Below are 26,301 nucleotides of genomic sequence, written 5' to 3' on the forward strand. Positions count from 1 at the left end.
CTACAGCACTATCTTCAACTATGTCCGGTGTCGTGTCTTCACCTTCACCCGTTGTAGTGGTAAAGGTTTGATTATCTGTCACAAACTGACGATAACCAATCGCGTCATCGGTGCCTAAGCCTGATACACTACTAATGGTATTGCTCATAACACCCGTTACTGCTTTAGGTTCTGGTTCTGGCTCTGGTTCTGGTTCTGGCGTTACGTCTTGGTTCTTCTCAGCACCATAAGTACCTTGTGAACCGTTACCTTCATAGATACCACCGATATAATTGGCATCTTCACCGTAGAAAGCACCTTCAGTATTGTAGCCACTCTCATCAGCGGCCTCCCCTGAGAATTCGTTACCGTCGATGTCTGCTGCTAGGTTAATGTCATCTGCATTGGCAAACTTCAATTCACCAGCTACTTTCTTCTCAACGAAGTCTGCTGTAAAAGCAGAGGTGCCATATTCAATCGCATTGTCTGCACCTACTTTACGATTGGTAGCATCCCCTGTGTATTCAAACTTACCTTCTGTCGGTAAGGTAGCAGTTCTATTACCAACCACTAAAACTCCGTCTACTGGAATTTCATTACCTAGTGCGCTGACAGCACCGTTGACATGAGCAATACGTAACTCACCATCAGCTCCAAAGTCTTTGTAGGTCGAAGTATAGCTCAAGTCACCTTCAGCTAGGACGCTGCCTGTTCCTTCGTATGATTTAAAGCCACTTTCGGTGTCAGCGTCGCTATCACCTGATAAGGTAACGGCCACTGGGTTTTGTACGACGCCTGTTAATACTTCGTCGGCGCGAGCATCTACATCCGCAGTACTGCGAATATCAAATTCGCGAGTGGTGTTCGTTAGAGCGCCTTGACCAATAGCTGTTGCATCAACAGATAGGTGCTGAGCGCCTGATAGGTCCGCTTCTGCGGCTGAGCTATAGTCTTCACCAGGCTCTGGTTCAGGAGTAGGCTCTGGTTCAGGAGTAGGCTCTGGTTCAGGAGTAGGTTCTGGCTCAGGAGTAGGTTCTGGCTCAGGAGTAGGTTCTGGCTCAGGAGTAGGTTCTGGCTCAGGAGTAGGCTCTGGCTCAGGAGTAGGTTCTGGCTCAGGAGTAGGCTCTGGCTCTGGAGTAGGCTCTGGCTCAGGAGTAGGCTCTGGCTCTGGAGTAGGTTCTGGCTCAGGAGTAGGTTCTGGCTCTGGAGTAGGTTCTGGCTCTGGAGTAGGTTCTGGCTCAGGAGTAGGCTCTGGTTCTGGCGTTGGCGTCGGTGTTGGCTCAGGTGTTGCTACCGGTAATTGTGGTACATAATTACTATCGTGATCGTTTGCACATGCAGATAATATGACAGCAGTGATCAGCACTATACTGGCTTTTAAGGGAGTTTTTAACTTTTTTGCTGTTGATACAGCTGAGATTGATTGACGGTTCGGTGACATTCGTCTTCCTCCATGAAGATTTTGTGATAGTCCGTTAAGTACTGATTAAAATCAGACACTGCTATAGATAACCAAAACCCTTATTTAAAGTCAACTTTTATAGAGAGACTATGCATTCATTTTAAATGGTAGTAAAAATAAATTATCAAGATATTAAATATCTTAATACCAGATGATAGCCATAAAAAAAGCGCCATAAGGCGCTTTTTTATTCATTATATATTGATATTTTAATTTACTGCTTTTCAGCACCAAAAGTACCTTGAGCACTCTCACTTGAATAGATACCTCCTAAGTATTTAGCATCATCACCGTAAAACCCACCTTTAGTAGTATAAGCACCACTAGTGCCAGCGAATTGGCTTCCATCGATATCACCTGCGATAGCTATATTACCAGCATTGTTAAACGAGAGCGTTCCATCAACTGTTTTAGCGGCAAAGTCAGCTGTGAATGTAGAGCTACCATACTCTATTGATTTATCTAGACCAAGCTCTCGGTAAGTCGCATCACCCGCGTAGGCAACGCTACCATCTGTAGGTAAGGTGAGTGTTTTATTACCATATACTGCTACACCACTCACAGGAAGCTTAGCCTCACCTGCAGCAGCAGACCCATCAATATGTCCGATACGCATCTGATTACTAAAGTCTTTGTAAACTGAAGTATAAGTCAAAGGTAATTCGCCAAAAGAGGTAGCGACTCCAACAGTGTCATTATGGCTTTTGAAACCGTTTGAGGTGCTAGAATCGCCAGAACCTGAAGTAGTAATAGTCACTTTAGTTAATAGATTGTTAGATGCAAGGTCTGCTCTTGCCACTAAGCTATTCGCGTCAATCTTAAAATCGTCAGTTGTGGTTATAAATTCTTGACTTATTAATGCCGTAGCATCAATATTCAATGTTTGAAAACCAGTTTTTGTCGTTTCGACACCTGAACTATAACTAGGATCGCCACCAGTATCGCCACCAGTATCGCCACCAGTATCGCCACCAGTATCGCCACCAGTATCGCCACCAGTATCGTCACCAGTATCGTCACCAGTATCGCCACCAGTATCGCCACCAGTATCGCCACCAGTATCAGTGTCGGTATCCGTATTATCGCTATCGCCTGGCGTCACTGCTGGACTACCGTCAAAAATATCCCCAAGAGCATATGAATTATCATTATCACTTCCACATGCAGATAACATAACAGCAGTAATAAGTAATACACCAGCTTTTAGAGGCATATCTAAAGACTTTAATGAAAAAGCAGTACGATTTGAATGATTATTGATTAACATTTTCATTCCTCCATGAATGGTCAAATGGTATTTTTATGATATTAGTATTAAAACTAAGACCAGTATATTAGATAACCCAAGCTAATATACTAGCTTTAATATTTAAAGTATTGATAGAAATATTAGAAGTAAAGTTATTTAGCTGCTAGTCAGAGCCTTATAAAATCTATCTGCTTATTCAGATAGACTTTATACGTTAAAATGCTAAATTACTGGCTTTGATAAGACAGCTTGACACCTGCGATATAGCCATCATTGTCTTCTGCTCTACTAACGATACTGCCATTAGGTAACTGTCCAGTAGCATCACCAAATTTGAGGTACTTACCACCAACTGATACTGCCCACTCAGGAGTGACATTGTATTTCACGCCGCCACCGATACTATAGAACCCTTCAATAGTACCAAGCGAGCTCACCGGATCGCCTGCACCAGAGTCATAGCCGACAACCACTGAACCAGCCAGTTTTTCATTGAAACGTTTGGCTAGACCCACGTCGACTTTCCATTGGTCTTTGTCATAGGACAATAATGGCAAGCCTTCTGGAACAGCAGCCTTAGAGTAAGCATTGTATAATGGTGGTACGATGGTAAAATCACTCCATGGTACCCAGCGTACATCTAATGTACCTAATAGCTGATACTTTTCACTTAGACCTGTTTGAATATTTAAGTTCACAGACTCAGGCGTTGTGACTGTCGCATCAGTGGTGGCATATTCGCCAACAGACTGGCCTAACTCAGAATTTGGATCAATCCCAAGTTTGCCTAGTGCAATATCTCGTAGAGGTGACCCTAATAGAGGTATTCTCTCTCCCACCGGGGTTTCATGGTCAATCTCTGAGCGATACGTTAAGGCAGCATTTAAGGCGATTTCAGGCTTGCTATACGCCAAGCCTGCTACCCAACCATAGTCAGTGTCACTATTCACATTAGCATCGTAGCCTGTCAACGGACCGTATGCTTGACCGCGCAAGTGCACATCTGCTTTTACCTTTTGCATCACAGGACCGCCATAGACTTGAAAGCCATTGGACTTATAACCGATCAAACCTGTCCAGGATTCAGAGTGCACACTGACGTTGGTATTTTTGTCGTAATCTGGGTCTAGTACCGAAGAGTTGATAACTTGGTTTGGAACGGATGTCCCAGTTGACGAGTCGGCAATAGTATCCTTACCTGCTTGAGAGACAAACGTGCTATCGCCAGAGTACTCTACTTCTGCACCAAATGGTTCGTCATAAAATACACCAATACTGAAGTTCTCATTGATGTCGGTTTTGACGCCATAGCGCATAAAACTATATGTATCTGGAGTTGCATCACCAGTTGACTTACCTTTTCTATAAGCATCTTCTGTCGAAGTAATGCCATTACTAATATCACCACCTGGAGTAGTAATAGCACCGGCATTATCATGGGCTGAAACATCAGTATCAATGTAAGCGTAATCAATCTCGGCATAAGTACCAGGATTAAAAAAGCCTTTGATGTCTTGACCAGAACGGTCGAGGCCAGCAGCTTGCGTCAACGAAGCAGCCGATAGCGTGATCAGAGCGAGGGTAAGTTTAGAGATAGGAAAATTTTGAGACACTTAGATATCCTCCATGAATAAAATAACTGGCAAGTAGCTCGAAGACTATACAGACTAGTGACCTGTACTAGTAACGTCAGCCGATGCTATGGAATCCTTTGCCAAACGACTTAACTGTCGAAAGTAACGATGGTTTACGCAACATCACTTTCGTTGTTATCAGACATTACCGCTATGTAAGACAACGTAACTGATTTCAGTATCATAATTAAACTTCTATACTATAGCAATACTCTTTTAGAAATTTTACATAGATAGATTTATGTTAATAGAATATTCACCACTGTTTCATTGAGCCAATAATGTGGCATTTTTTACCTCACAAACGCTTTCTTATCGTCTATATGCCACCTTATATGATGTACTATATCTCATTGATTATAATAGATATATTTTATAAATTTTTTTTTGTAAAAAAAGTCAGCGGTTTTAGGCCGTCATTTTTATAAAGAATAGCACAATAAATTGTTAAAACAATCGTTCACTGACTTATAAGTATTAATTAGCTATTTGACATTTTGATTAAGCAGAAATCTCATCTATGGTCGACTCTAAGTAAAAGAATTATATGTTTATTCACCAGTAAGGCTGACCATATTATTTGTTTTTGCCAAAAAAAAGCGACCCGTAATGGATCGCTTTTTTAGCATTTATCTCAGTTTAAAACTCAACTGATTTAGTGCTTATTTTGCTTGATAAGACAGCTTCACACCCAGCGCAAAACCGTCGTTGTCTTCAAACTTGCTAACAACTTGCTTTGATGGAATTTGACCATCAGCATCGCCGAACCGTAGATATTTACCACCTGCAGACACCGCCCAGTTTTCTGTGATGTCGTATTTACCACCTAGACCGACACTATAATAGCCTTCGATAGGGCCTAGTGAAGTGACAGGGTTGCCAGCGCCACTGTCCCAACCAACGGTACCACTAACGGCAAACTTTGGTGCTAGACGTTTGGCAAGACCTAACTCTACCTGCCATTGGTCTTTATCATAGCTTACTAATGCCAAGCCTTTATCATCTTGCGTAGCAACTTTACTCACATCGTTGTATAACGACGGTACGATAGCAAAGTCGCTCCACGGTACCCAGCGCACTTTAGCAGTGGCTAATGTGGTTGGATTGATACCCGTTTGGAAATCAAAGTTAACTGACTCTGGTGTGTTAATTTCGATATCAGCATGTCTAGTCGTTGATAATGGAACGCCGATAGTGGCACCAGCAGCGGTGGCCAAAGGGAAAGATTCGAACGCTTTTGCGCTATGCTTGATCTCAGAGCGATATGTCAACGCCGCTTTTAGCGCAATCTCAGGCTTGCTATATGCCATACCAGCAATCCAACCATAGTCTTGGTCATTGCTAATATGCGTGGTATAGCCTTTTGCTGAGCTGTATGCATCGCCACGCAGCATCACGTCCGCTCTTACACGCTGAGCAACGGGACCACCATATGCTTGGAACTCTTTGTTTTGACCAAACTTCATTCCAAGAATACCCGTGATACTTTCGGTACGTACTTCAACTTGTGTCTCTTCGCCTGCAACTGCTGCTAGACCTTTAGCGGCTTCTAGACCGATTAGCTGAGCCTGTGCCTCTTTTAATTGCTCAGCTGTCAAACCGCCTGGGTTACCTGGCGCGAGCGCGCCTTGCAACTGCGGTATCAACACATCATCAACATAAGCTTCGGTAACATTAGGGTTGCCTGTAAAATCTTGGATGATAGCATCGGCATCAGTATTGGTAATGAAGTCATTTTTACCAATATAGTCGGCTGCGGCGCCAAATGGCTCATCATATAAGACACCGATACTAAAGGTGTCATTGATATCTGTTTTTACGCCGTAACGGAAAAAGTCGTAATCTTCTGCGATGTCGTCAATTTTGTTGCCTGATGAATCTTCACCCGTTACATCAGCATCGATATAAGTATAAACAGATTCGGCATAAGTGCCATCTTGTAGAAATGCGGTGATGTCTTGACCTGAACGATCAAGACCAGCAGCACTAGCAACGCTAGCGACAGATAGAGTAGCAACAGCTACTGTGAGAGTTTTTAAATGAAAAGTTGCGCGCATTATATATCTCCAAACATCCGCATTGTTTCACTACTTAACCCGACTTTTATGGGTAAGCAGCATCCGAGGGTGAAGATAGTAAAGATTTTGGCACACGAAAACAACTGTAAAAACACATTATTTCTTGTTTATGACTGAACAGTATCTTCATCTATTGACTTCCTCCCCTCCCTAAACGGAGGGGATTCCTACTAAAGACGGCCAAGCCCGACCGCGAGAATGTTTTTTGCTCCATTAACATCTCTGTTATGGGTCGTTTTACAAGAACGACAAAACCATACTCTTATACCAAGACCTTCTCTACCTTTCGGACTGTCTTGGCGGGAGCCGCAATTTGATCAGGTTTGGGTGCTGTACGCTTCATTGACTTCGATATAGTGGCAACCTGCGTTCGCGCATTTATAATCCAGTTGCCGCTTAATCTCAAACCAACCTGCGTCATAGACGGATTTGGCCAGTTTGGATGAAGTGAATGAGTTTGATTTAATCTTTCCAACAACGATTAGGCTGTTGGCCTTAACAAGCTTTGATGTGAATTTATGGATCAGATCTTGACGGGTGTTTTTAATCTTGGCGTGAATGGCTTTGACCCGCTTTTTGTTTTTAGCACGTTGGGCGGTGGCCAGTTTTTCTGCGTATTGATGGGTGACTTTGGTTTGTAGCTGATCACCATCGCTACTGACTGCTGAATCCTTGCAGCCTAGTTCAATACCAACTTGGCCCGTGCCACACTTAATCTTTGGAAATTCTTTGACGGTGATACAGGCATACCATCTGCCTCGTGCATCTTGTACCAGCTCACAGGTGTTGATGCTATACAGGGCTAGGTTATAGCTGTCCCATAGATCTATAGTAAGTTTTTTGCCTTTAGCAAGGCTTAGCTGAATGGTGGATTTAAGGCTTTTCTTGCCTGACTGGCGGGTTGCTAGGTGTTTAATCGCGGTCTTTTTAAAAGGAATCCAGCCCAAACTTCTTCTCTTGGCCTTTGGGTTGTTGGTGCGCCAGTTGAGTTTGGCTTTTTTAAACTGTTTACGGGATTTAGCGTAAACCTCACTAATCGCTTGCAAGGTTTGGCTGTGCAAGTTTAAATACTCGCCACTGCCTTTGGTATAAGCGGCCAAGTCATAGGCTGAAAAGAATTGACCTATACACTTAAGATGTTTAAAACTTAGATCATTAACGTAATTCCAGACAAAGTTAACCGCCCCAGCCAAGATATTTAGCTGAGTGGCATGTTTGTCTTTGATGCGTAGCTTGAGCGTTTTCATGGGATAATTATGATCTCAATGCAGTTGGGTATCAAGGGGTTCACAATATTGTACGACAACGACTGACGCCTGATATCTACGACCTAGAAGGATGTAGATATCAGGCGCTGGTTGATAAAACAATCAAACAAAAAATATCCAGTCCTGCATCAGATATTGGTTTAGAAATCAGTAATGTGGCGGTCTATCTGCCATCACATCAAATGGTGCAATACCCACTTCAGTAGCTTGACTGTCTATTTGCTTATAAATGAGCTGTAACTGACGCTGCAATGTATGAATATCCTTATCTTGTCGCGTAATGACGTCATTTAACCTTTCGACAGTGACCTCAAGATGCGCTAGGCTCGTTTGTAAATCGATTACTTGGGCTTGCAAGTCATCTTGCATACCAAACCCGTCCTCTTTATCTTTGAATTGATTCATGTTGTTCTCTAAATAATGGTAAGTAGAAGGTCAAATAGACTCGGCAGCAGCATATTTGCAGCAGCGTCAATAGTAGCCAGTCACCTTTGATAACAGGCATTAAATCGCCGCCACTATGCAAAGTAATAAATAGTGTTGATAAAACCACTTACGCGCACTACAGTGATGCGGTGGCATGTTATACTGCTGGCAATTTTGCAACAACCCCTACTTCACTATTATATAAGCTTAAGATACTCTATGGCACTGATACATCTAAAAGACATTCACTTAGCCTTTGGCGTCGCCCCCATTCTCGATGGTATTGATTTTTCGATCAATGCAGGCGAGCGTGTGTGCTTAATCGGCCGCAATGGCGAAGGTAAATCTACTTTATTTAAACTGATCAATGGCTCGCTGCAGCCAGATAGTGGTGAGATCATCACCAATAGTAGCATGCGCGTTGCGATGCTCGAGCAAGACGTTCCCGAGTCGAGCGGACGCATACTTGATATCGTCATGGGCGGTAGCCGCCGCACAGCTGAGCTGCTGATCAATTATAATAAGCAAGTGGAGATGTGCGCCAATGGCGACATGGACGCTTGCGAGCACATGGCGACCTTGCAGCATGATATCGACGCCGTCCATGGCTGGGACTTAGAGCGCGATGCCACCCGTCTAATCACCACCATGGGGCTTGACCCAGAGGACGACCTCTCCTCGCTATCTGGAGGCCGTAAGCGCCGCGTTTTACTCGCGCGTGCGCTGGTCACCAAACCTGATGTACTCTTACTTGATGAGCCGACCAACCATCTAGACGTTGATAGTATTGAGTGGTTAGAGCGCTTCTTGCTTGATTGGCAAGGACTGACTTTGTTATTTGTCACGCACGATAGAGCATTCGTTGATAAGCTTGCGACTCGTATTGTAGAGCTTGACCGTGGCCAATTGACCAGCTATGACGTCACCCAAGGCGCCAAAGGCTACGCTCGTTATCAAGAGCTAAAAGAGCAGCAGCTACTTGCTGAGGAAAAAAACAATGCCAATTTTGATAAAAAACTGGCGCAAGAAGAAGTGTGGATTCGTCAAGGCATCAAAGCCCGTCGTACCCGTAACGAAGGCCGCGTACGCGAGCTAAAAGCCCTGCGCGAAGAGCGAAAAAACCGCCGCGAGCAAGTCGGCAACGTCAATATCACCATGGGTGAAGGCGAAAAAAGCGGCAAGCTGGTCTGTAAAGTCAAAAACCTGCACCTTGAATATGAGGGTAATGTACTGGTTGACAACTTTACGACCACTATTATGCGCGGCGACAAAATCGGTATTGTCGGCCCTAACGGCGCAGGCAAAACCACATTAATCAAAGCCCTACTCGATATGTCGGATGACGAGGTTACCAAGACCGGCAGCGTCACGCTTGGCACCAATTTGCAAATTGCCTTTTTTGATCAGCTTCGCGATCAGCTCGACCTTGAGGCAAGCGTCGCGCAAAACGTCTCAGAGGGCTCGGATTTTGTCGAAGTGGGCGGCCGAAAAACCCATATCATGAGCTATTTGCAAGACTTCTTATTTGCGCCGGAGCGCGCGCGTACACCTGTCAAAGCCTTATCGGGTGGTGAGCGCAACCGCGTATTACTTGCCAAGCAATTATTAAAACCTGCCAACATATTAGTACTTGATGAGCCGACCAACGATTTGGATATGGCCACCCTTGAGCTATTAGAAGAGTCGGTCAGCAGCTTTAACGGTACCATCTTGCTGATCAGTCATGACCGCTCATTTATGGACAATGTGGTCACCTCCACTTGGGTATTTGACACGGATGAAAATGGCAATGGCATCGTCAAAGAGTATGTCGGCGGTTATCAAGAGTACTTGATACAAAAAAACCGTGAGGAAGCCGCGCGCGCCGCAAAAGCACCCGTTAGCAATACTAAAGCGTCAAAATCAGCCAATAAAGCTGACGCTGGAAAGCCAAATAAAGCCGCCAAAAAGCTCAACTTCAATGAGCAGCGCGAGCTAGATAGCTTACCCAAAGAAATCGCGGCGCTAGAAGCCGAACAAAAAACGCTAGAAGACAAGCTGGCTGATGGCTCATGGTTTACCACCGACTTTGATGCCGCGACGGCCGCCAGTGAGCGCTTATTGGCCATCGAAGAGGAGATGATGAGCAAGCTTGAACGCTGGAGTGAGCTTGAAGGCTAATCGCCTAAAGACGCGTTTAGGATAATAAAAGATCACCGCTTTTGTCGCTAAAGTGGTGATTGTTGATTGACGATGAGAGACATAACGCTTAAGTACTGAAAGTTAGTGAACATTGCCTGAATTTCAAGTATCATTCGCTATTGCTGAATATCCTTATTGATTATAAGGTCATCACGTGACCATCGTCTGCAAAACCGTTGAAGCGCCTTTGCGCCCTTTATCGAAACAAAACGGATGTTAGACGTTGATAATCCAGCTTTTTTGTATGGGTTACCCTGTTCAACCTTATACTGTGTTCTCTCAAGGTTGCTTTATTTTTAACGCAATAATTTATTTTATCACCGAAATAGCTTAGAATAGCAACAATTAGCAAAATTAGGCACAGCTAAAGTGGCTTGATATTGTATATTTTCTAAGCCACAAACCCAGTGTGGGATAATCCCATTTCATTCACCTGGAGGAAGTATTAATGAGCCAAGCCGAAGGCGTTAACGTACAACGCCGTAGAGTTCTTATTGCCTCAACTGCCGCAATTGGTGCAGCTGGGGTAGCTGCTGTGGCAACACCTTTTGTCCGCTCTTGGTACCCAAGCGCCAAAGCTGAGGCTGCAGGGGCTGCAGTCACCCAAGACATCAGCTCTATTGAAGCGGGACAGATGATTGTCGTCAAATATCGCGGTAAACCGATCTTTGTGGTAAAACGTACCGAAGACATGTTGAGCACGCTTGAGTCAGTTAAGCCATTACTATCTGACCCTAATTCAGAAGCATCGCTACAACCAGAGTATTGCCAAAACCCAGAGCGTTCTTTGACACCAGAAGTCTTGGTGGTCGAAGGCGTGTGTACGCATTTAGGCTGTGCACCGAACTACCGTCCTGATGTGGGCGCAACTGATTTGGGTGGTAACGACTGGTACGGCGGCTTTTTTTGCCCCTGTCACGGATCAAAATATGACTTAGCAGGCCGTGTCTATAGTGGCGTTCCTGCACCGCTGAATTTACCTGTTCCAGAATATAGCATGCAAGGTACCATCTTGACGGTTGGGGAGGCTTAATATGAGTATGGGTAAAAAGTTAATGCATTGGGTGGACGCGCGTTTCCCAGCGACTGAAACCTATGAATACCACATGTCAAAGTACTATGCACCAAAGAACTTTAACTTTTGGTACTTCTTTGGCGTATTGTCAATGGTCGTATTGGTCAACCAGTTGGTGACCGGTATTTGGCTGACGATGATGTACAACCCTAGTGCCGAGGGCGCATTTGCGTCTGTAGAATACATCATGCGTGATGTCAAAGGCGGTTGGCTCATCCGTTATATGCACTCGACTGGCGCCTCAGCGTTCTTTGTCGTGGTGTATTTGCATATGTTTAGAGCACTGCTCTACGGCTCATATCAAAAACCTCGTGAGCTTATTTGGCTCATCGGTATGGGCATCTATTTGGCTCTTATGGCCGAAGGTTTCTTTGGATACCTACTCCCTTGGGGCAACATGTCATTTTGGGGTGCTCAGGTTATCTTAAACCTTCCTGCGGCGCTGCCGGTAATTGGTGACGGTCTTGCTGAGTGGGTACGTGGTGACTATATCATCTCAGGTATCACCCTAAACCGCTTCTTTGCGCTACACGTTGTCGCTATTCCATTGGTCCTTGTGGGCTTGGTCTTCATGCACATTGTCGCATTGCACCATGTAGGCTCTAACAACCCTGATGGTATCGATATTAAGAAGCTAAAAGACAAAAATGGCGTACCATTAGACGGTATCGAATTCCATCCATACTACACTGTGCATGATATGGTGGGTATCGTAGTATTCTTTATCTGTTTCTTTGCGGTGGTGTTCTTCTTCCCTGAAGGCGGCGGTTATTTCCTTGAGCCACCTAACTTTGAAGTGGCGAACTCTCTAAAAACACCAGAGCATATCGCGCCAGTATGGTACTACACACCGTTCTATGCCATCTTGCGTGCGGTTCCAAGTAAGCTGGGCGGGGTCATCGCCATGGGTGCGGCCATCGCTGTACTATTCTTGATACCGTGGCTCGACAGATCACCTGTACGCTCAATACGCTACAAAGGTATCTTGTCTAAGATTGCACTAACTGTCTTTGCTATTAGCTTTATCGTACTTGGCTATTTGGGTGCAACACCTGCAACGCCAACTGCGACTATTATGGCTCGTGTATTCACGATTCTATATTTCTTGTTCTTCTTGTTGATGCCGTTTTACACTGCAATCGAGAAGTGTAAACAGCCACCAGAACGCGTTACCGGAGGTCACTAATGAGCACGCTAATCAAATCCCTAGCTGGTCTAGGCTTAGGCGCGGCATTGAGTTTGACTGCTGGTAGTGCGCTGGCAGCTGGCGGTCACGGCTGTGGTACTTTTACCAATGCCGACGGCGTGGTAGAACATTTGGCTTGTAGTGAAGCCCCCATTGACTTTACCAATAAAGGCTCGCTACAAAACGGTGCAAAAATCTTTATGAACTACTGTGCTGGTTGTCATTCTGCACAGTACGTTCGTCATTCGCGCATCGCCAAAGACTTGGATATTCCACCTGAGCTGGTCGAAAAATACCTAATGGTCACCACCGATCAAATCGGTGATCATATCACAGCGGAGATTGACCCTGAGGTTCAAGCCGCGTGGTTTGGTGCGGCGCCACCAGACCTGTCGCTTGAAACCAGACTACGCGGTGATGACTGGGTTTATACTTATCTATTGTCATTTTATGAAGATCCAAGCCGTCCTTGGGGCTCAAACAACTTAGTGCTGGCAAACGCAGCAATGCCGCACGTATTGCATAACATGCAAGAAGAGCTTAGTGCTGAAGAGTTTGAATCTGAAGTTGGTGACTTGGTCAACTTTATGGCATGGATGGCAGAACCTGCCCGTCATGACCGTCAAGTGATTGGCTTCTTTGTGATTTTATTCTTGTTAGTATTACTGATCCCAGTTTACTTACTCAATAAAGAATTCTGGAAAGACGTAAAGTAACAGCATCATAAACATAGCCTATCGCTATAAAAAATTGGTCATAATAGACACAAAAAGGCACTACTTGGGTAGTGCCTTTTTTCATTTTGCCGCACCGTATTTTGTACGTGTTACTATATAGTTTGATCCAAGTAAATCAGATACATGGCTATCAAGTCGCTCAATGAAACGTTTTTATATCGAATCGAGGATAGCGTAGATAATAGAGACTGATAAGATAATAAAGACTGACAATAGAACAAACACCTCTCCATACGGCATCCACCCATCGTGTTTACGTACGCTGGCTTGATAATCGGCTCTACTTTGTTTACGATGACACCCTTTACTATGAACATTAGGCTTTCATGATTGATGCAAACGACATTCCAAGTAGTCAGCTAATCTTATATGCTGATGACGGCTACGACAGTCATGTGGTGCGCCTATTACTTGAAGAAAAAAAGCTCGATTATTATTTGTCACGTTTGCACTCTGAGCGTCCCGAAGACTTAACTGAGCTAAACCCTTATCATACCCTGCCTGTGTTGCAGCAGCGTGATATTGCCCTTTATGAAATCAACGTGATTTTTGAATACTTAGAAGAGCGCTACCATACCAATAAGCTGCTCCCTGAAGCCCCGCAAGAGCGCGCACAGTTTCGCCAATTGGCATGGCGCATCCAGCATGATTGGCTGGTGCTCGGCAAGCAGCTACTGACACATCCTGATAGTTTTAATAAAGCGAAAGCTGTCATTGCCAAAAAACAGCTCAGTGATTCTTTAATCACGCTTGCGCCTTTGTTTGCGCATAAGCCTTATTTTATGGCAGATGACTTTGGCTGGTGTGACGTGTTGTTAGCGCCTTTACTGTGGCGACTAGAAGACATGGGCATAGCGCTACCGCGTGCGATCAGTCGGCCTTTATTGGACTATCAGCAGCGTATCTTTGAGCGCGAGAGCTTCCAAAGAAGTGTGCGCTAATTAGACAACGCTCGATGTCTGTCTTAGAATAAAAAGTGTAAAAAGAATAAAAACCAAACAGACAGTGACAACGCAAAAATCAGTCCCGCCATACTTGTCTGTTGCAAACAATGTATTATTTAAAATAGTAGACTGTTGTCAAAGATGACCGTTTATCTCTTAACCCATATTTAGTATAGGAAATCATTAGATGAGCGATACCACTTCTCTCACCCCAACTCGTCCATATATGGTACGCGCCCTTTATCAATGGATAGAGGACAATGCGCTGACGCCCTATCTGATGGTCGATGCGACGGCCAAAAACGTCCAGGTACCAACCGAACATGTACAAGATGGCCGTATTGTGCTCAATATTGCCAGCCGTGCGACAGGCAATATGCGCATGGACAATGACTATATCCAATTCAGCGCTCGTTTTGGTGGCGTCTCACAAGAGATTTGGGTGCCATTGACGGCGGTGATGGGTATCTATGCCAAAGAAAACTCGCAAGGCATGTTTTTTGATCCAAACGAGTATGACAATTATGTGCCAGAAGAGCAGCACACGACGCCCAAGGCGGACAAGCCTAAACCCAAACGCGATAACAAAGCGGGTCTAAAAGTCTTAAAGTAACAAAAACCTCTAACACCTTAGTTTTTAGCCCACAAAAAAGCCAGTCGTATGAACCATGACTGGCTTTTTGCTTATTTAACACTCTATAACGTTACTCTATAAGGCTAAAGACCTAAGCTAGCGCCAAACAGCAATAATTGAGCGGCTGCCGACTACGTTCTTGGCAGCGTGACACCGCGTTGACCTTGGTACTTGCCGCCACGGTCTTTATAGCTGGTTTCACAAACATCATCGCTATCACTTTGGAAAAACAGCATCTGTGCAACCCCTTCACCTGCATAAATGCGCGCAGGTAGATTGGTGGTATTACTAAACTCAAGCGTCACATGCCCTTCCCACTCTGGCTCAAGTGGTGTGACGTTGACGATGATGCCGCAGCGTGCATAAGTAGATTTACCAAGACAAATAGTCAGGACATCGCGTGGTATACGAAAGTACTCAACAGTACGCGCCAGCGCAAATGAGTTGGGTGGAATGATGCACTCATCACCAACGATATCGATAAAGCTTTTATCATCGAAGTTTTTGGGATCGACCACCACAGAGTGTACATTGGTAAAAACTTTAAACTCAGGGGCACAGCGCACATCGTATCCGTAGCTTGATGTGCCGTAGCTGACCAAACGCTCGCCTGCATCGTTGAAACGTACTTGACCCGCCTCAAATGGCTCAATCATGCCATGTTCTTCAGCCATTTTGCGAATCCAGCGGTCAGATTTGATAGACATTTTTGTTCCTTAGCAAATAATAATATAGGGGTTGGGCGCTGACGATAACGCATCAATGCTCCAGAGGCTGTCATGATTGCCACCTTCTAAGAGACACGCTTCGTATATTGGTAGCGGTGATTATACGGAATTGAGCGCTGAATTTATAGAGCTGTCACTATTTATCATGCAAACCATTTAATAGCCAAACCCTTAACACCCAAACTACTTGACAACCAAACTTTTAACACCCGAGTCAACCGAGTAACTTTATAAAAAGCAGGCAAGACCTCTAGGCTACCATTTGGCAAAATGGTCTTCTGCCAATCCCATGACATGATCGAGCCTGATGACGGTATCGCCCAGCCGTATCTCCCCACTATACCAGCCAAGCCATTGCTCAAAAATACTGGCCAGCACGCCAAAGTTATCGGTTTTTTGATAGGCAGTTATGGGCGTAAAGGTCAAATCAATATCGACATTGCTCCAGCCAAGGTTTTGATGATAAACACGCCAAGTACTTGGCACAGTTGCCTGCAAGGCCTGACGTACAAACATCACAGGCGGTAGATAATGTATCTGCCCATCTAGCCAGCAGGCATTTTCGCTCATACCTGTTTCATTGACACCCATCGATAAGTTCAATAAAAAATGGCGACCATCGGGCAAATAGTGATTGATACATGTCCAAAACCAATTGGTCTCGCGACGCATATAGCCCAGCGTCCAATCTAGATTGGCAATTGCAGACGCATCAAAGTCTATTTGCTTGGTTTGGCTGCCAGCCGTAACCGCAGCGATATTAAACATTGATGCTTCTTTGATGCACATGTGTCCCACGACTGCTGTCAGTGGCTCTTTTTGTGTGTATGTCCAGCCGCGCCTGCCCGTTGGGGTGCAGATCGCAAGTGGCTGCGCTTGCCGCTGTAGCATCGCATCAAGCGTAATGTGTTTACTATCCAATGCTACTACGATTTGTGAAGGCGTAAAATCCAATGTTACGGTCAGCTTATTATGGGTAAATGCCATTCGCCCTTGATAGCAATCACCTATTAGCTGCGTCTGCCGCGTCAAAGGCTGCAAAGCTTCACAAATCTCTCGCTCATCAGTCTCATCGTTATAAAGATAAACAAAGGCACTGGTGGCAAGTTTGATGGTCGCCAGTGCCAAACAGATGCGATAAGGCGGCTGGATAATTTGGATAAAGCAAAATTGATTGGCTTTGAGATCTTTTCGCCAGTTTGGCAGCGTCTTTTGCGAGATCAGATGACTGTGGTAGTCAAGATAATTGATGCTTTTGACTTGCGTAAACACCCCAAAAGTGGGCTGTCCCTCTTGGATAAGCTGTTCAATAACTGGTCTTGCACCCACAGGTGAGTGCGGCTGATTTTGTGCGTTAGGGCTGGGGTTTTGGTTCATAAGTGAGGTATCCTACCAAAATTTTATCGTGAGACTACCTGTCCTTGGTAGCCAACGGTGGTGCTTACGACGCTTCTTTTTGCTTGTCTTGCAGACACCCAAATGGCTTCTCTTATCACCTTAATCTCTATATCGGTCAAACCATCTGTCAGCTTTTGTGTCACATCAGTAGCGGCTATCGCGCTCATCCATAGAAAGTGCCGAGGAAACTTTTTTAATAACTCAGCCAACACTGCTGAAAACTTATTAAAATCAGCGATCACCATGCGGCGATTGCTAAATTCGGCGTTGATTTGATACCGTTTGCTACTACCGTCTTTGTAATAGCAAACAGCAATTATTTGATTGTTTGAAAGCTCGATCATATATATCGGCGGGCGCAACAGTTTCAATAACACATACTGCTTGGGAATATCGTCTAAATGACGCCGATAAATCGATATACTCACCATACTTCCTTGCTGTAAACCACGTTCTTTATGGAAAAATACGCTTAGGCTATTTTACTATTATTCGAGTAGCGCGCGAAACTTATCAAAAAATTCGCTTATCATCGACTGGTTTGGCAAATTTTGCAATGTTGGCTTCGATGTTTTTGGCAATGCTCAAATAATAAGAGGCAAACTCATCGTCAGCCAAGACGCTTGGCACCCCTTTGTCCACTTGGGCGCGGATACCACTGGCAAGTGGCAACTGGCCTAGTAGCGGCACCTGATATTGCTCTGCGATAAACTCGCCGCCACCGCTGCCAAAGATGGCCTCGGTATGGTTGCAGTTACTACAGGTATGCAGCGCCATGTTTTCCACCACACCCAGTACGGGGATATTGGTTTTGTTAAACATCTCAACGCCCTTTTGCGCATCCATCAAGGCCACATGCTGCGGTGTTGTCACAATCACCGCCCCTGTGACAGGAATACGCTGCGCCAATGTCAGCTGAATATCACCTGTACCAGGTGGCATATCAATCACCAAATAGTCCAATTGTGGCCAGTTGGTTTGATTGTATAGCTGCATCAGGGCGCCCGTGGCCTTGGGGCCGCGCCACGCGACAGGAGTGTTGTCACTATCGAGCAAGCTACCTATCGATAGCATGGCCATGCTGTGCGCCTCGACAGGCACAAACTGCTCGTTTTCTAGCTCAGGCTTGATATCCGCCACACCCAGCATCGTTGGCATACTAGGGCCATAGATATCGGCATCTAGCACGCCCACACGGTTGCCAAGCTTTTGTAATGCCAAAGCAATATTGACTGTCGTCGTTGATTTGCCGACGCCGCCTTTGCCTGAGGCCACCACAATGATATGACGAATACGTGGGTGCGCTGCCAGCGATGCTTGCGTCGGCGCAGCCTTAGTAATTGGTGGCTCGCTGCTTGTCGGTTGTTGGTCTGCTTGGGTAGCAGCTTTGGCGTGAGTGGCCATGGCATCTGTCGTCTTTGGCATCGATTTGGGCGGCGCTTTGGGCAAGCTTGCACCAGCACCTTTAACATCGGCTGGTAGGCGCACATTCATATGAATGGTTCTGATACCATGCGGATGCAGAAGTTGACCCAGCTCCTGTTGTATCTGTTCAGGGTTACTGTCTTTGGGTAAGCGCAAATCTAAGGTGAGCACTTGCCCGTCGCGCTCAAGCCCCGTCACCATCGTGGCAATGCTAACGGTGCCGACTTCATAGCCGAGCAAGACTTTATCAACTGCGCTATCACGCTCGGCACGCTGCTGCGGTGTTTCGGCTTTGGATTTTTTTTTCATAAAATTAAACATGGCTATTATGACTACCTATTTTGCAAGTGGGCCGGTAGGACAACTCGAGCAATACCGTTGTCGCGCTGGTCAATAATACATCATCAGCTTTTTTGTCTACCCTTATTATCCGACAGTGTAGCTCAATTGACGCTATAAAAAAACCACAATGCCAGTGGGTCTGACATTGTGGTTTTTTCTATTATAATAGGCGCAATATTTGTCTATTAATTCATAAACCAGCCATGACTGGCAACGATAGATTGTCCTGTAAACACATTACTGGGAAACGCCGCTAAGAATAGTGCCAGCTGGGCAATATCATCGACTGTGGTAAACGCTTTATCGACGGTATTGACCAGCATAATGTCATTCACCACTGACTCTTCACTGATGCCTTTTTCGGTGGCTTGTTCGGGGATTTGTTTTTCGACCAGTGGGGTTTTGACAAACCCTTGGCATAGGTTTCGGCGATATCGCGTCCAATACCACTTGCGGCGCCTGTGATTAAGGCCACTTTGCCTGTCAAATCTTGTTGTAATTGGGTCGCCATATGCGATCATCCTTTATCAGTTGGCTGTGTTCAGTCTTTGTTGGCCACCGTTATTGCACAATGCGCACTGGGGTTTTTTCTTGTAGCTCCTCAAAGCTGACACCCTCTGCCAATTCCACCAGCTTTAGGCCATCATGGGTGACGTCTAATACCGCAAGCTCGGTGATGATACGGTCGACCACGCCTTTGCCTGTCAAGGGTAGCGCGCATTCTGCAAGGATTTTTGGCTCGCCGTGTTTGTTGACTTGCTCCATCAGCACAATCACCCGCTGCACGCCGGCCACCAAATCCATCGCCCCGCCCATGCCTTTGACCATTTTTTTGGGGATCATCCAGTTGGCCAAATCCCCTTTTTCTGACACTTCCATCGCGCCGAGTATCGCCAGATTGACATGACCACCTCGAATCATCGCAAACGACTCTGAGCTACTAAAATAACTGGCGCCCGGCTCTGCGGTCACCGTTTGCTTGCCCGCATTAATCAAATCGGCATCGACATTCTCCGCTGTTGGAAACTCGCCAATACCTAATAGGCCGTTTTCAGACTGCAGCCAGACATCCACCCCTTCAGGAATGTAGTTGGCCACGAGGGTCGGTAGTCCAATGCCCAAGTTTACATAATAGCCGTCTTGCAACTCTTGTGCGGCACGCTGTGCCATCTGCTCTCTTGTCCATGCCATGGTGATTTCCTTATTTTTATAACCACTCCAAGAAATATGATTAGCGGCATCAAACTCGCTTAGTCTACAAAATGTAGCACTTAGGGTTATCTTACTTGCTGCTCAATTTTTAGAAGTAGTATTACAATATTCTATTATTAACGTCATTTTTAAAAGGTTTGGGTAAAACCACTAACTAAGCACTCTTGGCGGCTTTAGTGGTGGTTTTTTCGATACGTTTTTCAGGGTTATCATTTAAGACGATACGCTGCACAAAGATACCGGGCAGGTGTACGTCATCAGGGTCAAGAGTGCCGGTCTCGACGATTTCTTCGACCTCAACAATGGTCACTTTGCCCGCCATCGCACAATCCGGGTTGAAGTTACGAGCGGTTTTATTAAAGATTAAATTGCCCGCCTTATCAGCCTTTTGCGCTTTAATCAATGCCACATCGGCGCGCAGTGAATGCTCTAACACATAAGTACGACCGTCAAACTCACGGGTTTCTTTGCCTTCAGCGACCAGCGTACCAACGCCTGTGGCGGTATAAAATGCAGGAATGCCTGCACCGCCTGAGCGCAGTTTTTCGGCCAAGGTGCCTTGCGGCGTCAGCTCAACTTCAAGCTCACCTGCCAAATACTGACGCTCAAACTCTTTGTTTTCGCCGACGTAAGATGAAATCATTTTTTTAATTTGACGGGTTTGTAGTAGTAATCCTAAACCGAAGTCATCGACACCGGCGTTGTTACTGATACAGGTCAAATCCTTAACTCCGCTATCACGCAATGCTTCGATTAACGCTTCAGGAATACCGCACAGACCAAACCCGCCAATAGCAAGCGTCTGCCCATCACTGACGATGCCTTTTAGCGCCTCTTCGGCACTACTATATACTTTTGATCGACTCATACTTATCTCCTTGCAAGTCTGTTTTTGTTATTAACGTCCATTATCTATCATGATTTATTTATTGTGCCAATCAATAGCGTATTGACTGTTTTAAATTTAAATCGATACACTTTATATCGATATATCATATATCAAATACTTATGCTAACTTAACATATAATTCTCGTAGCGAGAAGATAATAACACTAAGAACGAATGAGACAGTACAGTAGCGAGGTATGAAGCAAGTCAATATCATATTATTCTAGATTGATATTTGATAAAAAATCAAAAATTACATATTTTGATTAATTTTATTGACCTATGTACCCAAGCGCTTGATTCCAGCAGCGATTGCGCTTGGCTCCTTTACCTTTACCATGACAGCACTACCAGGCACGCCAGCCATTCAAAACGCCATCCCAATCCCATACTACAATACCAATGTTTTTGCCGCACCGATACTGGGTATCATCGGCGGTACCATTATGTTAGCGCACCTCACTCTACAACCGTTTTATTTTCGATTGATGATAACCACGAATACCACCCACTTAGCCTGCGCTCGGTGGATTTTTTATGTCAAAGCGATGCTGGTTTTTTATAAAGATTCAGCCATCACTTAGCGTTAATTACTAAGGAATATCACAAATTTGGCCGAATTACGGTATCATAGGCACACTTTTTAGACTTTTGCTTATTTGAGAAGTTTTTAGCCTTGATAACGTCATCATCATACCTCTATAAACAGCGTGTGACGTTTGATAACCAACCCATTTATACAAAAATATAGGTGATAAAAGTGCGTGAGATTTTAGTAACCAGTGCGCTGCCCTACGCCAATGGCTACATCCATTTGGGGCACCTTGTAGAATACATTCAGACAGACATCTGGGTACGTGCCATGAAGGCGCAAGGCCATCAGGTCACTTATGTCTGTGCCGATGACGCGCACGGTACAGCCATCATGCTCAAAGCAGAAGCCAATGGCGTCACGCCAGAAGAGCAAATCGCCTCGGTCAAAGCCTCACACGAAGCAGACTTTGCAAAGTTTTTGATTGAATTTGACAACTACCACAGCACCCACTCAGAAGAAAACAAGCATTTTTCAGAGCTGATTTATCGTCGTCTAAATAACGCCGGCCACATCAGCACAAAGGATGTCGAGCAATTGTTTGACCCCGAAAAACAATTGTTTTTGGCCGATCGATTTGTCAAGGGAGAGTGCCCAGAATGCGCTAGCCCAGACCAATATGGTGATAACTGTGAAGTCTGCGGCACTACCTATGATGCCACCGAGCTAAAAAACCCCTATTCGACGTTGTCGGATGCCACGCCGGTACTCAAAACCTCAAAGCATTATTTCTTTGATTTGCCAGAATTTGAGCAGTTTTTAAAAGACTGGACCCGCAGTGATGAGCGCTTGCAAGTTTCGGTCGCCAATAAGCTGCAAGAATGGTTTGAAGCGGGTCTCACCAGTTGGGATATCTCTCGCGATGCGCCGTATTTTGGTTTTCAGATACCCGATACCCCAAGCGATGAGCCAGACAAATACTTTTATGTATGGCTCGATGCGCCAGTGGGCTACATGGCCAGCTTTAAAAACCTATGCGACAAACGCGAAGGCAGCGATCAGGCGCTCGATTTTGACCGCTATTGGGCACAGGAAAATGAGCATAAAACCGAGGTGTATCACTTCATCGGTAAAGACATCGTGTATTTCCATGCACTGTTTTGGCCTGCCATGCTAGCCGGTAGTGAATTCCGCACGCCAACGGGCGTTTTTGCTCATGGTTTTTTAATGGTCAATGGCGAAAAAATGAGTAAGTCACGCGGCACCTTTATCAAAGCTGAGACTTATGCCGAGCACTTGCACCCAGAGTATCTGCGTTATTACTTCGCCAGTAAGCTGTCGGATAAGGTCGAGGACATCAACCTTGATTTAGAAGATTTTATGCAAAAGGTCAACTCTGACTTGGTAGGTAAAGTGGTCAATATCGCCAGTCGCAGCGCCGGTTTTATCGTCAAAAAATACGACGGGATGCTCTCAGAGGTCTGCGCTGAGCCTGAGTTGTTAGAAGACATCACCAAAACGGGCGATGAGATTGCTGCTGCTTATGAAAACCGTGAATTCTCACGTGCTATGCGTTTAATTATGCAATGTGCGGACAAGGCCAACGAGTATATCGATGGCAAAAAACCATGGTCACTTGCCAAGCAAGAAGGCACTGAACAAGAGGTGCAAGACGTCTGCTCGGTGGCGATCAACATCTTCCGTCAACTCATGGTTTATCTTGCGCCAGTATTGCCTGAGCTGACCGCCAATGCCAAAACGTTTTTGAATATTGAAGACTTAAGCTTTGCCAGCCGCAATGAGTGGCTACTGGGTCATAAAATCAACAAGTTCAAACCACTGATGCAGCGCATTGAAGAGAAAAACGTACAAGCGATGGTCGACGCATCAAAGGCTTCTTTGGAAGCCACACCGACTGCGGATAATGCTAACGATAAAGACAGCGCTAAAGAGAAAGCAGCTGCCAAAAATACTGATGCAGCGGATGCCGACTATATTGGTATTGAAGACTTTGCTAAGGTTGAGATGAAAGTCGCTAAAGTGCTTGAGTGCAATCACGTAGAAGGCGCGGATAAGCTGCTACAGTTCACGCTAGATGTTGGTGAAGAAAAGCCACGTAACGTGTTTAGCGGCATTCGTAAATTCTATGAGCCTGAGCAACTGACGGGTAAGAAAGTCATTTGCGTGACCAACCTTGCCCCGCGAAAGATGAAATTTGGTATCTCTGAAGGCATGGTACTCTCAACCGGTCATCCAAAGACAGGGCTTACGGTCGTCACCTTGTCAGATGACTGCGTGATTGGCGATACATTAGCGTAAAGTCGGTTTTGAGCGTAATATTCTTTGTAACTTTATGATTTTTTTGTTTCAAAAAAGACGTCCAAGTGACGTCTTTTTTGCGTTTTTGCCGATAAAAGCTGAGAAACCCCATCGTCAATATATCTGGCGAGATGACTCATGACGAACTCGCCTTAATTTTTTATTGCGATAACTTACATTACTGTCATAATATGGACGTAATAATCATGGACTGATTACTTTTATGTTCGCCCGTTATCTCAGCATGTACATAATATTGACTCGGGTAACCTGCACTTCTTTAACCGACGAGCCAGAATAACATGACCTTTGCTACTACTTTACGCTTTAGCCTATACGGTGCCGTCATGAGCGCTGCCCTTGGACTACTGGGCTGCTCAGACGCTACCGACACCGCCGCCGATAGTGCTGGTACTGATGCCGATAAACCTGCCAAGACTTTGGCCATCACCCAGATCGTCGAACATCCATCGCTAGATGAGATGCGCCGCGGTATCATTGATGAGCTGGCTGATAATGGCTACATCGAAGGTCAAAACCTCACAGTAAACTTCCAAAGTGCGCAGGGTAATACTGCCACCGCAGGGCAAATCGCCAAACAGTTTGCCGGCGACAACCCTGATGCCATCGTCGCCATATCGACGCCCTCGGCACAGTCAGTGGTAGCCTCTACCAAAACCGTCCCTGTGATTTATACCGCCATCTCAGACCCTGTGGCTGCAAAACTCATCGACGCCAATGACGTGCCTATCCAGTCAAACATCACTGGCCTATCAAGTGAGCTGCCTATCGAGCCGCAACTGGACAATATCAAAAAAATCGTCCCCGATGCCAAAACCATCGGCTATGTCTATAGCCCAGGTGAAGTCAACTCTGTGGTGGTGCTCGATCAGCTCAAAAAAGCCGCGCCAAATTATGGCTTTACCATCTTAGATGTCACGGCCAATCGCCCAACCGATGTCGCCATGGCAACGCGCAGCCTCTCAGGTCGTGCCGATGTCATTTATACCTCGCTTGACAACAACGTAGTATCCGCCTTTGAAGCCATGGCAGGCGCAGCCAACGAGCTGGATATTCCGGTGATTGCTTCGGACGAGTTTAGCGTACGACGCGGCGCGACCGCCGCACTTGGGGTCAATGATTATGATTTTGGTCGTACCACAGGCAAGATGGTCTATCGCGTGCTAAATGGCGAAGCCGTGAGCGCCATTAAGCCTGAGGTCATGAACACCTTAACCTTGTACGCCAGTCCAAAGCATGCCGCTGAGCAAGGCGTAATCTTGAGTGAGGATTTGCTAAAAAACGCCATCAATATCGACAAAAAGGCACAAACCACTGCGCAGTAGTCATAGGCCGTGTGATGCAGTGATTGTATGACACAGTCAACTGACATTATCCTTTACCCATTTATTAAATAATGTACGGACACATTATTATTTTCAGGAGTGAGAGCTATGTTTTATCAAAACCGTTTTGGTCATTTCAACTTCAGTAAGGCGCTGTTATTAGGCGGCGTTTGTACTGCAATCTTAACTGGCTGTAATCAGACAGCCCAAAACACCGATAGTGCTGACGGTACGACAGACAGTACCGCCACGCAAATGAAAACGGTCGCCATTACCGCCATTGTCGAGCATCCTGCCTTAGATGACGTACGTAAAGGCGTGATCGACGAGCTCGATGAAGCAGGTTTTAAAGACGGTGAAAACCTAACGGTTAACTTTCAAAGCGCACAAGGCAATACGGCAACAGCCGGACAGATCGCCAAGCAGTTTGTCGCGGATGAGCCAGACGCTATTGTCGCGATCGCCACCCCATCCGCTCAGTCTGTTGCGGCAGCGACCAGCACCATTCCGATGGTGTTCTCGGCTGTGACTGACCCTATCGCCGCCAAGCTAGTACCGAAACTTGATGGCTCAGGCACCAACGTCACTGGCGCATCAGATGCGCTACCCTATGAGCCGCAAATCGAGCTGATGCGTCAGATCATCCCAGACCTAAAAAACGTCGGTTACGTCTATAGCCCAGGTGAAGTCAACTCAACCATCATCCTAAAAAACTTAAAAGAAAAGCTGACGCCGCTTGGTATCAATGTGCATGAAGCGCCAGCACAGCGTAGTAACGATATCGCCATGGCCGCCCGCAGTCTTGAGGGTAAGGTGGATATGATCTACACCTCAACCGATAACAACGTGGTGTCGGCTTATGAGTCGCTATACCAAATCGCCAAAGAAAGTAAGATTCCGCTGATTGCCTCAGACACCAGCTCAGTCGAGCGCGGGGCGGTGGCGGCGTTGGGCGTCAACTACTACGATCTTGGCCGCGAAACTGGCAAAATCGTTGTGCGTATCTTAAATGGTGAAAAAGCCGGCGCTATCCCTGTCTATACGCCGCAAGCGCTAGATTTGTATGTCAGTCCAAAACATGCGACTGAAGAAGGCATTACTTTGTCACAAGCGGTTATCGATAACGCCAAAGAAGTGATAGAATAACGACCTTTTATCTTTGACGTCACATAGCAGCGTCTATCTATCAGCAAAACCACCAAACAGACAGCGAGCGCTATTCATGGCTGTCTGTCGTTGGTTTTGTCCGATGGGGCT

21 protein-coding genes and 3 pseudogenes are annotated in these 26,301 nt (G+C 45.6%); 10 read left to right on the top strand and 14 right to left on the bottom strand.

Annotation, left to right across the window (positions count from 1 at the left end):
* From JMX98_RS09155 to JMX98_RS09180, 6 genes and pseudogenes are all read right to left on the bottom strand, one after another.
* Window positions 1-1,420 (bottom strand): transferrin-binding protein-like solute binding protein (locus tag JMX98_RS09155; protein WP_201586067.1); only part of this gene is annotated, 1,420 nt, incomplete at its 3' end.
* Between the two features lie 235 nt (window positions 1,421-1,655).
* Window positions 1,656-2,708, bottom strand: coding sequence for a transferrin-binding protein-like solute binding protein (locus JMX98_RS09160; RefSeq protein WP_201586068.1), 1,053 nt, complete (start codon window positions 2,706-2,708; stop codon window positions 1,656-1,658).
* 209 nt (window positions 2,709-2,917) lie between these two features.
* The gene (locus JMX98_RS09165) at window positions 2,918-4,303 is read right to left on the bottom strand and encodes an OmpP1/FadL family transporter (RefSeq protein WP_201586070.1); all 1,386 of its coding nucleotides are present in this window, start codon (window positions 4,301-4,303) and stop codon (window positions 2,918-2,920) included.
* A gap of 683 nt (window positions 4,304-4,986) precedes the next feature.
* Complete coding sequence (locus JMX98_RS09170; RefSeq protein ID WP_201586072.1) at window positions 4,987-6,381, bottom strand: outer membrane protein transport protein; 1,395 nt, start codon at window positions 6,379-6,381, stop codon at window positions 4,987-4,989.
* 171 nt (window positions 6,382-6,552) lie between these two features.
* Window positions 6,553-7,649 (bottom strand): annotated as a pseudogene (locus JMX98_RS09175) (RNA-guided endonuclease InsQ/TnpB family protein).
* A 168-nt stretch (window positions 7,650-7,817) separates the two neighbouring features.
* The gene (locus tag JMX98_RS09180) at window positions 7,818-8,075 is read right to left on the bottom strand and encodes a SlyX family protein (RefSeq protein WP_192993008.1); all 258 of its coding nucleotides are present in this window, start codon (window positions 8,073-8,075) and stop codon (window positions 7,818-7,820) included.
* A 240-nt stretch (window positions 8,076-8,315) separates the two neighbouring features.
* Here JMX98_RS09180 and JMX98_RS09185 point away from each other — a divergent pair, with 240 nt between their 5' ends.
* From JMX98_RS09185 to JMX98_RS09210, 6 genes are all read left to right on the top strand, one after another.
* On the top strand, window positions 8,316-10,256 hold the full coding sequence (locus tag JMX98_RS09185) for an ATP-binding cassette domain-containing protein (protein WP_201586074.1): 1,941 nt from the start codon (window positions 8,316-8,318) through the stop codon (window positions 10,254-10,256).
* A 469-nt stretch (window positions 10,257-10,725) separates the two neighbouring features.
* Window positions 10,726-11,310, top strand: coding sequence for a ubiquinol-cytochrome c reductase iron-sulfur subunit (petA, locus tag JMX98_RS09190; RefSeq protein WP_201586076.1), 585 nt, complete (start codon window positions 10,726-10,728; stop codon window positions 11,308-11,310).
* Window positions 11,311-11,317: 7 nt separating this feature from the next.
* Window positions 11,318-12,538 (top strand): cytochrome b, encoded by a 1,221-nt coding sequence (locus tag JMX98_RS09195; protein ID WP_413786544.1) that lies wholly within the window; start codon window positions 11,318-11,320, stop codon window positions 12,536-12,538.
* Window positions 12,538-13,254 carry a cytochrome c1 gene (locus JMX98_RS09200; RefSeq protein ID WP_201586078.1) on the top strand — a complete coding sequence of 239 codons (717 nt, stop codon included), beginning with the start codon at window positions 12,538-12,540 and terminating at the stop codon, window positions 13,252-13,254. The genes JMX98_RS09195 and JMX98_RS09200 overlap by 1 nt, the downstream gene beginning before the upstream one ends.
* Before the next feature lie 347 nt (window positions 13,255-13,601).
* Entirely contained in the window at window positions 13,602-14,216 is a 615-nt protein-coding gene (locus JMX98_RS09205) for a glutathione S-transferase N-terminal domain-containing protein (protein ID WP_192993004.1), read from the top strand.
* A gap of 190 nt (window positions 14,217-14,406) precedes the next feature.
* Window positions 14,407-14,832, top strand: a complete 426-nt coding sequence (locus JMX98_RS09210) for a ClpXP protease specificity-enhancing factor (protein ID WP_201586080.1) — start codon at window positions 14,407-14,409, stop codon at window positions 14,830-14,832.
* A 152-nt stretch (window positions 14,833-14,984) separates the two neighbouring features.
* On the opposite strand, the gene dcd is transcribed toward JMX98_RS09210, so the two are convergent.
* The 8 genes and pseudogenes from dcd to JMX98_RS09245 all read right to left on the bottom strand — a co-directional run bounded on the left by dcd (window position 14,985) and on the right by JMX98_RS09245 (window position 20,826).
* Window positions 14,985-15,560, bottom strand: coding sequence for a dCTP deaminase (gene dcd / locus JMX98_RS09215; protein WP_075101619.1), 576 nt, complete (start codon window positions 15,558-15,560; stop codon window positions 14,985-14,987).
* A 276-nt stretch (window positions 15,561-15,836) separates the two neighbouring features.
* Window positions 15,837-16,958, bottom strand: coding sequence for a DUF2804 domain-containing protein (locus JMX98_RS09220; protein WP_201586082.1), 1,122 nt, complete (start codon window positions 16,956-16,958; stop codon window positions 15,837-15,839).
* 23 nt (window positions 16,959-16,981) lie between these two features.
* Window positions 16,982-17,407 (bottom strand): hypothetical protein, encoded by a 426-nt coding sequence (locus JMX98_RS09225; protein WP_201586083.1) that lies wholly within the window; start codon window positions 17,405-17,407, stop codon window positions 16,982-16,984.
* Between the two features lie 85 nt (window positions 17,408-17,492).
* Window positions 17,493-18,725 (bottom strand): iron-sulfur cluster carrier protein ApbC, encoded by a 1,233-nt coding sequence (gene apbC, locus JMX98_RS09230; protein WP_201586084.1) that lies wholly within the window; start codon window positions 18,723-18,725, stop codon window positions 17,493-17,495.
* A gap of 206 nt (window positions 18,726-18,931) precedes the next feature.
* Window positions 18,932-19,081: a hypothetical protein gene (locus JMX98_RS14315; protein WP_334221518.1), complete on the bottom strand. Its 150-nt coding sequence runs from the start codon at window positions 19,079-19,081 to the stop codon at window positions 18,932-18,934.
* Between the two features lie 77 nt (window positions 19,082-19,158).
* Window positions 19,159-19,257: pseudogene (locus tag JMX98_RS14320) on the bottom strand (3-hydroxybutyrate dehydrogenase); the annotation flags it as partial.
* Between the two features lie 50 nt (window positions 19,258-19,307).
* On the bottom strand, window positions 19,308-19,937 hold the full coding sequence (locus tag JMX98_RS09240; RefSeq protein WP_201586085.1) for a CoA transferase subunit B: 630 nt from the start codon (window positions 19,935-19,937) through the stop codon (window positions 19,308-19,310).
* 175 nt (window positions 19,938-20,112) lie between these two features.
* Entirely contained in the window at window positions 20,113-20,826 is a 714-nt protein-coding gene (locus tag JMX98_RS09245; protein WP_105243737.1) for a CoA transferase subunit A, read from the bottom strand.
* A gap of 305 nt (window positions 20,827-21,131) precedes the next feature.
* Here JMX98_RS09245 and JMX98_RS09250 point away from each other — a divergent pair.
* The 4 genes and pseudogenes from JMX98_RS09250 to JMX98_RS09265 all read left to right on the top strand — a co-directional run.
* A pseudogene (locus JMX98_RS09250) lies at window positions 21,132-21,296 on the top strand (GntP family permease); the annotation flags it as partial.
* 302 nt (window positions 21,297-21,598) lie between these two features.
* Window positions 21,599-23,698, top strand: a complete 2,100-nt coding sequence (metG, locus tag JMX98_RS09255) for a methionine--tRNA ligase (protein WP_413786543.1) — start codon at window positions 21,599-21,601, stop codon at window positions 23,696-23,698.
* 302 nt (window positions 23,699-24,000) lie between these two features.
* Window positions 24,001-25,044, top strand: coding sequence for an ABC transporter substrate-binding protein (locus tag JMX98_RS09260; protein ID WP_201586087.1), 1,044 nt, complete (start codon window positions 24,001-24,003; stop codon window positions 25,042-25,044).
* Between the two features lie 108 nt (window positions 25,045-25,152).
* Window positions 25,153-26,190 (top strand): ABC transporter substrate-binding protein, encoded by a 1,038-nt coding sequence (locus JMX98_RS09265; RefSeq protein WP_201586088.1) that lies wholly within the window; start codon window positions 25,153-25,155, stop codon window positions 26,188-26,190.
* The last annotated feature ends 111 nt before the right edge of the window (window positions 26,191-26,301 follow it).

Source organism: Psychrobacter sp. HII-4 (genome assembly GCF_904846595.1).
In the GTDB taxonomy this organism is placed as follows: domain Bacteria; phylum Pseudomonadota; class Gammaproteobacteria; order Pseudomonadales; family Moraxellaceae; genus Psychrobacter; species Psychrobacter celer.

Bases quoted from the DNA above. Each gene is read 5' to 3' on its own strand.
- dcd (WP_075101619.1), bottom strand. From the start codon at position 15,560: ATGTCTATCAAATCTGACCGCTGGATTCGCAAAATGGCTGAAGAACAT.
- JMX98_RS09265 (WP_201586088.1), top strand. From the start codon at position 25,153: ATGTTTTATCAAAACCGTTTTGGTCATTTCAACTTCAGTAAGGCGCTG.
- JMX98_RS09180 (WP_192993008.1), bottom strand. From the start codon at position 8,075: ATGAATCAATTCAAAGATAAAGAGGACGGGTTTGGTATGCAAGATGAC.
- JMX98_RS09260 (WP_201586087.1), top strand. From the start codon at position 24,001: ATGACCTTTGCTACTACTTTACGCTTTAGCCTATACGGTGCCGTCATG.
- petA (WP_201586076.1), top strand. From the start codon at position 10,726: ATGAGCCAAGCCGAAGGCGTTAACGTACAACGCCGTAGAGTTCTTATT.
- JMX98_RS09160 (WP_201586068.1), bottom strand. From the start codon at position 2,708: ATGTTAATCAATAATCATTCAAATCGTACTGCTTTTTCATTAAAGTCT.
- JMX98_RS09205 (WP_192993004.1), top strand. From the start codon at position 13,602: ATGATTGATGCAAACGACATTCCAAGTAGTCAGCTAATCTTATATGCT.
- JMX98_RS09220 (WP_201586082.1), bottom strand. From the start codon at position 16,958: ATGAACCAAAACCCCAGCCCTAACGCACAAAATCAGCCGCACTCACCT.
- JMX98_RS09245 (WP_105243737.1), bottom strand. From the start codon at position 20,826: ATGAGTCGATCAAAAGTATATAGTAGTGCCGAAGAGGCGCTAAAAGGC.
- JMX98_RS09195 (WP_413786544.1), top strand. From the start codon at position 11,318: ATGGGTAAAAAGTTAATGCATTGGGTGGACGCGCGTTTCCCAGCGACT.
- JMX98_RS09210 (WP_201586080.1), top strand. From the start codon at position 14,407: ATGAGCGATACCACTTCTCTCACCCCAACTCGTCCATATATGGTACGC.
- JMX98_RS09185 (WP_201586074.1), top strand. From the start codon at position 8,316: ATGGCACTGATACATCTAAAAGACATTCACTTAGCCTTTGGCGTCGCC.
- JMX98_RS09240 (WP_201586085.1), bottom strand. From the start codon at position 19,937: ATGGCATGGACAAGAGAGCAGATGGCACAGCGTGCCGCACAAGAGTTG.
- JMX98_RS09170 (WP_201586072.1), bottom strand. From the start codon at position 6,381: ATGCGCGCAACTTTTCATTTAAAAACTCTCACAGTAGCTGTTGCTACT.
- JMX98_RS09200 (WP_201586078.1), top strand. From the start codon at position 12,538: ATGAGCACGCTAATCAAATCCCTAGCTGGTCTAGGCTTAGGCGCGGCA.
- apbC (WP_201586084.1), bottom strand. From the start codon at position 18,725: ATGTTTAATTTTATGAAAAAAAAATCCAAAGCCGAAACACCGCAGCAG.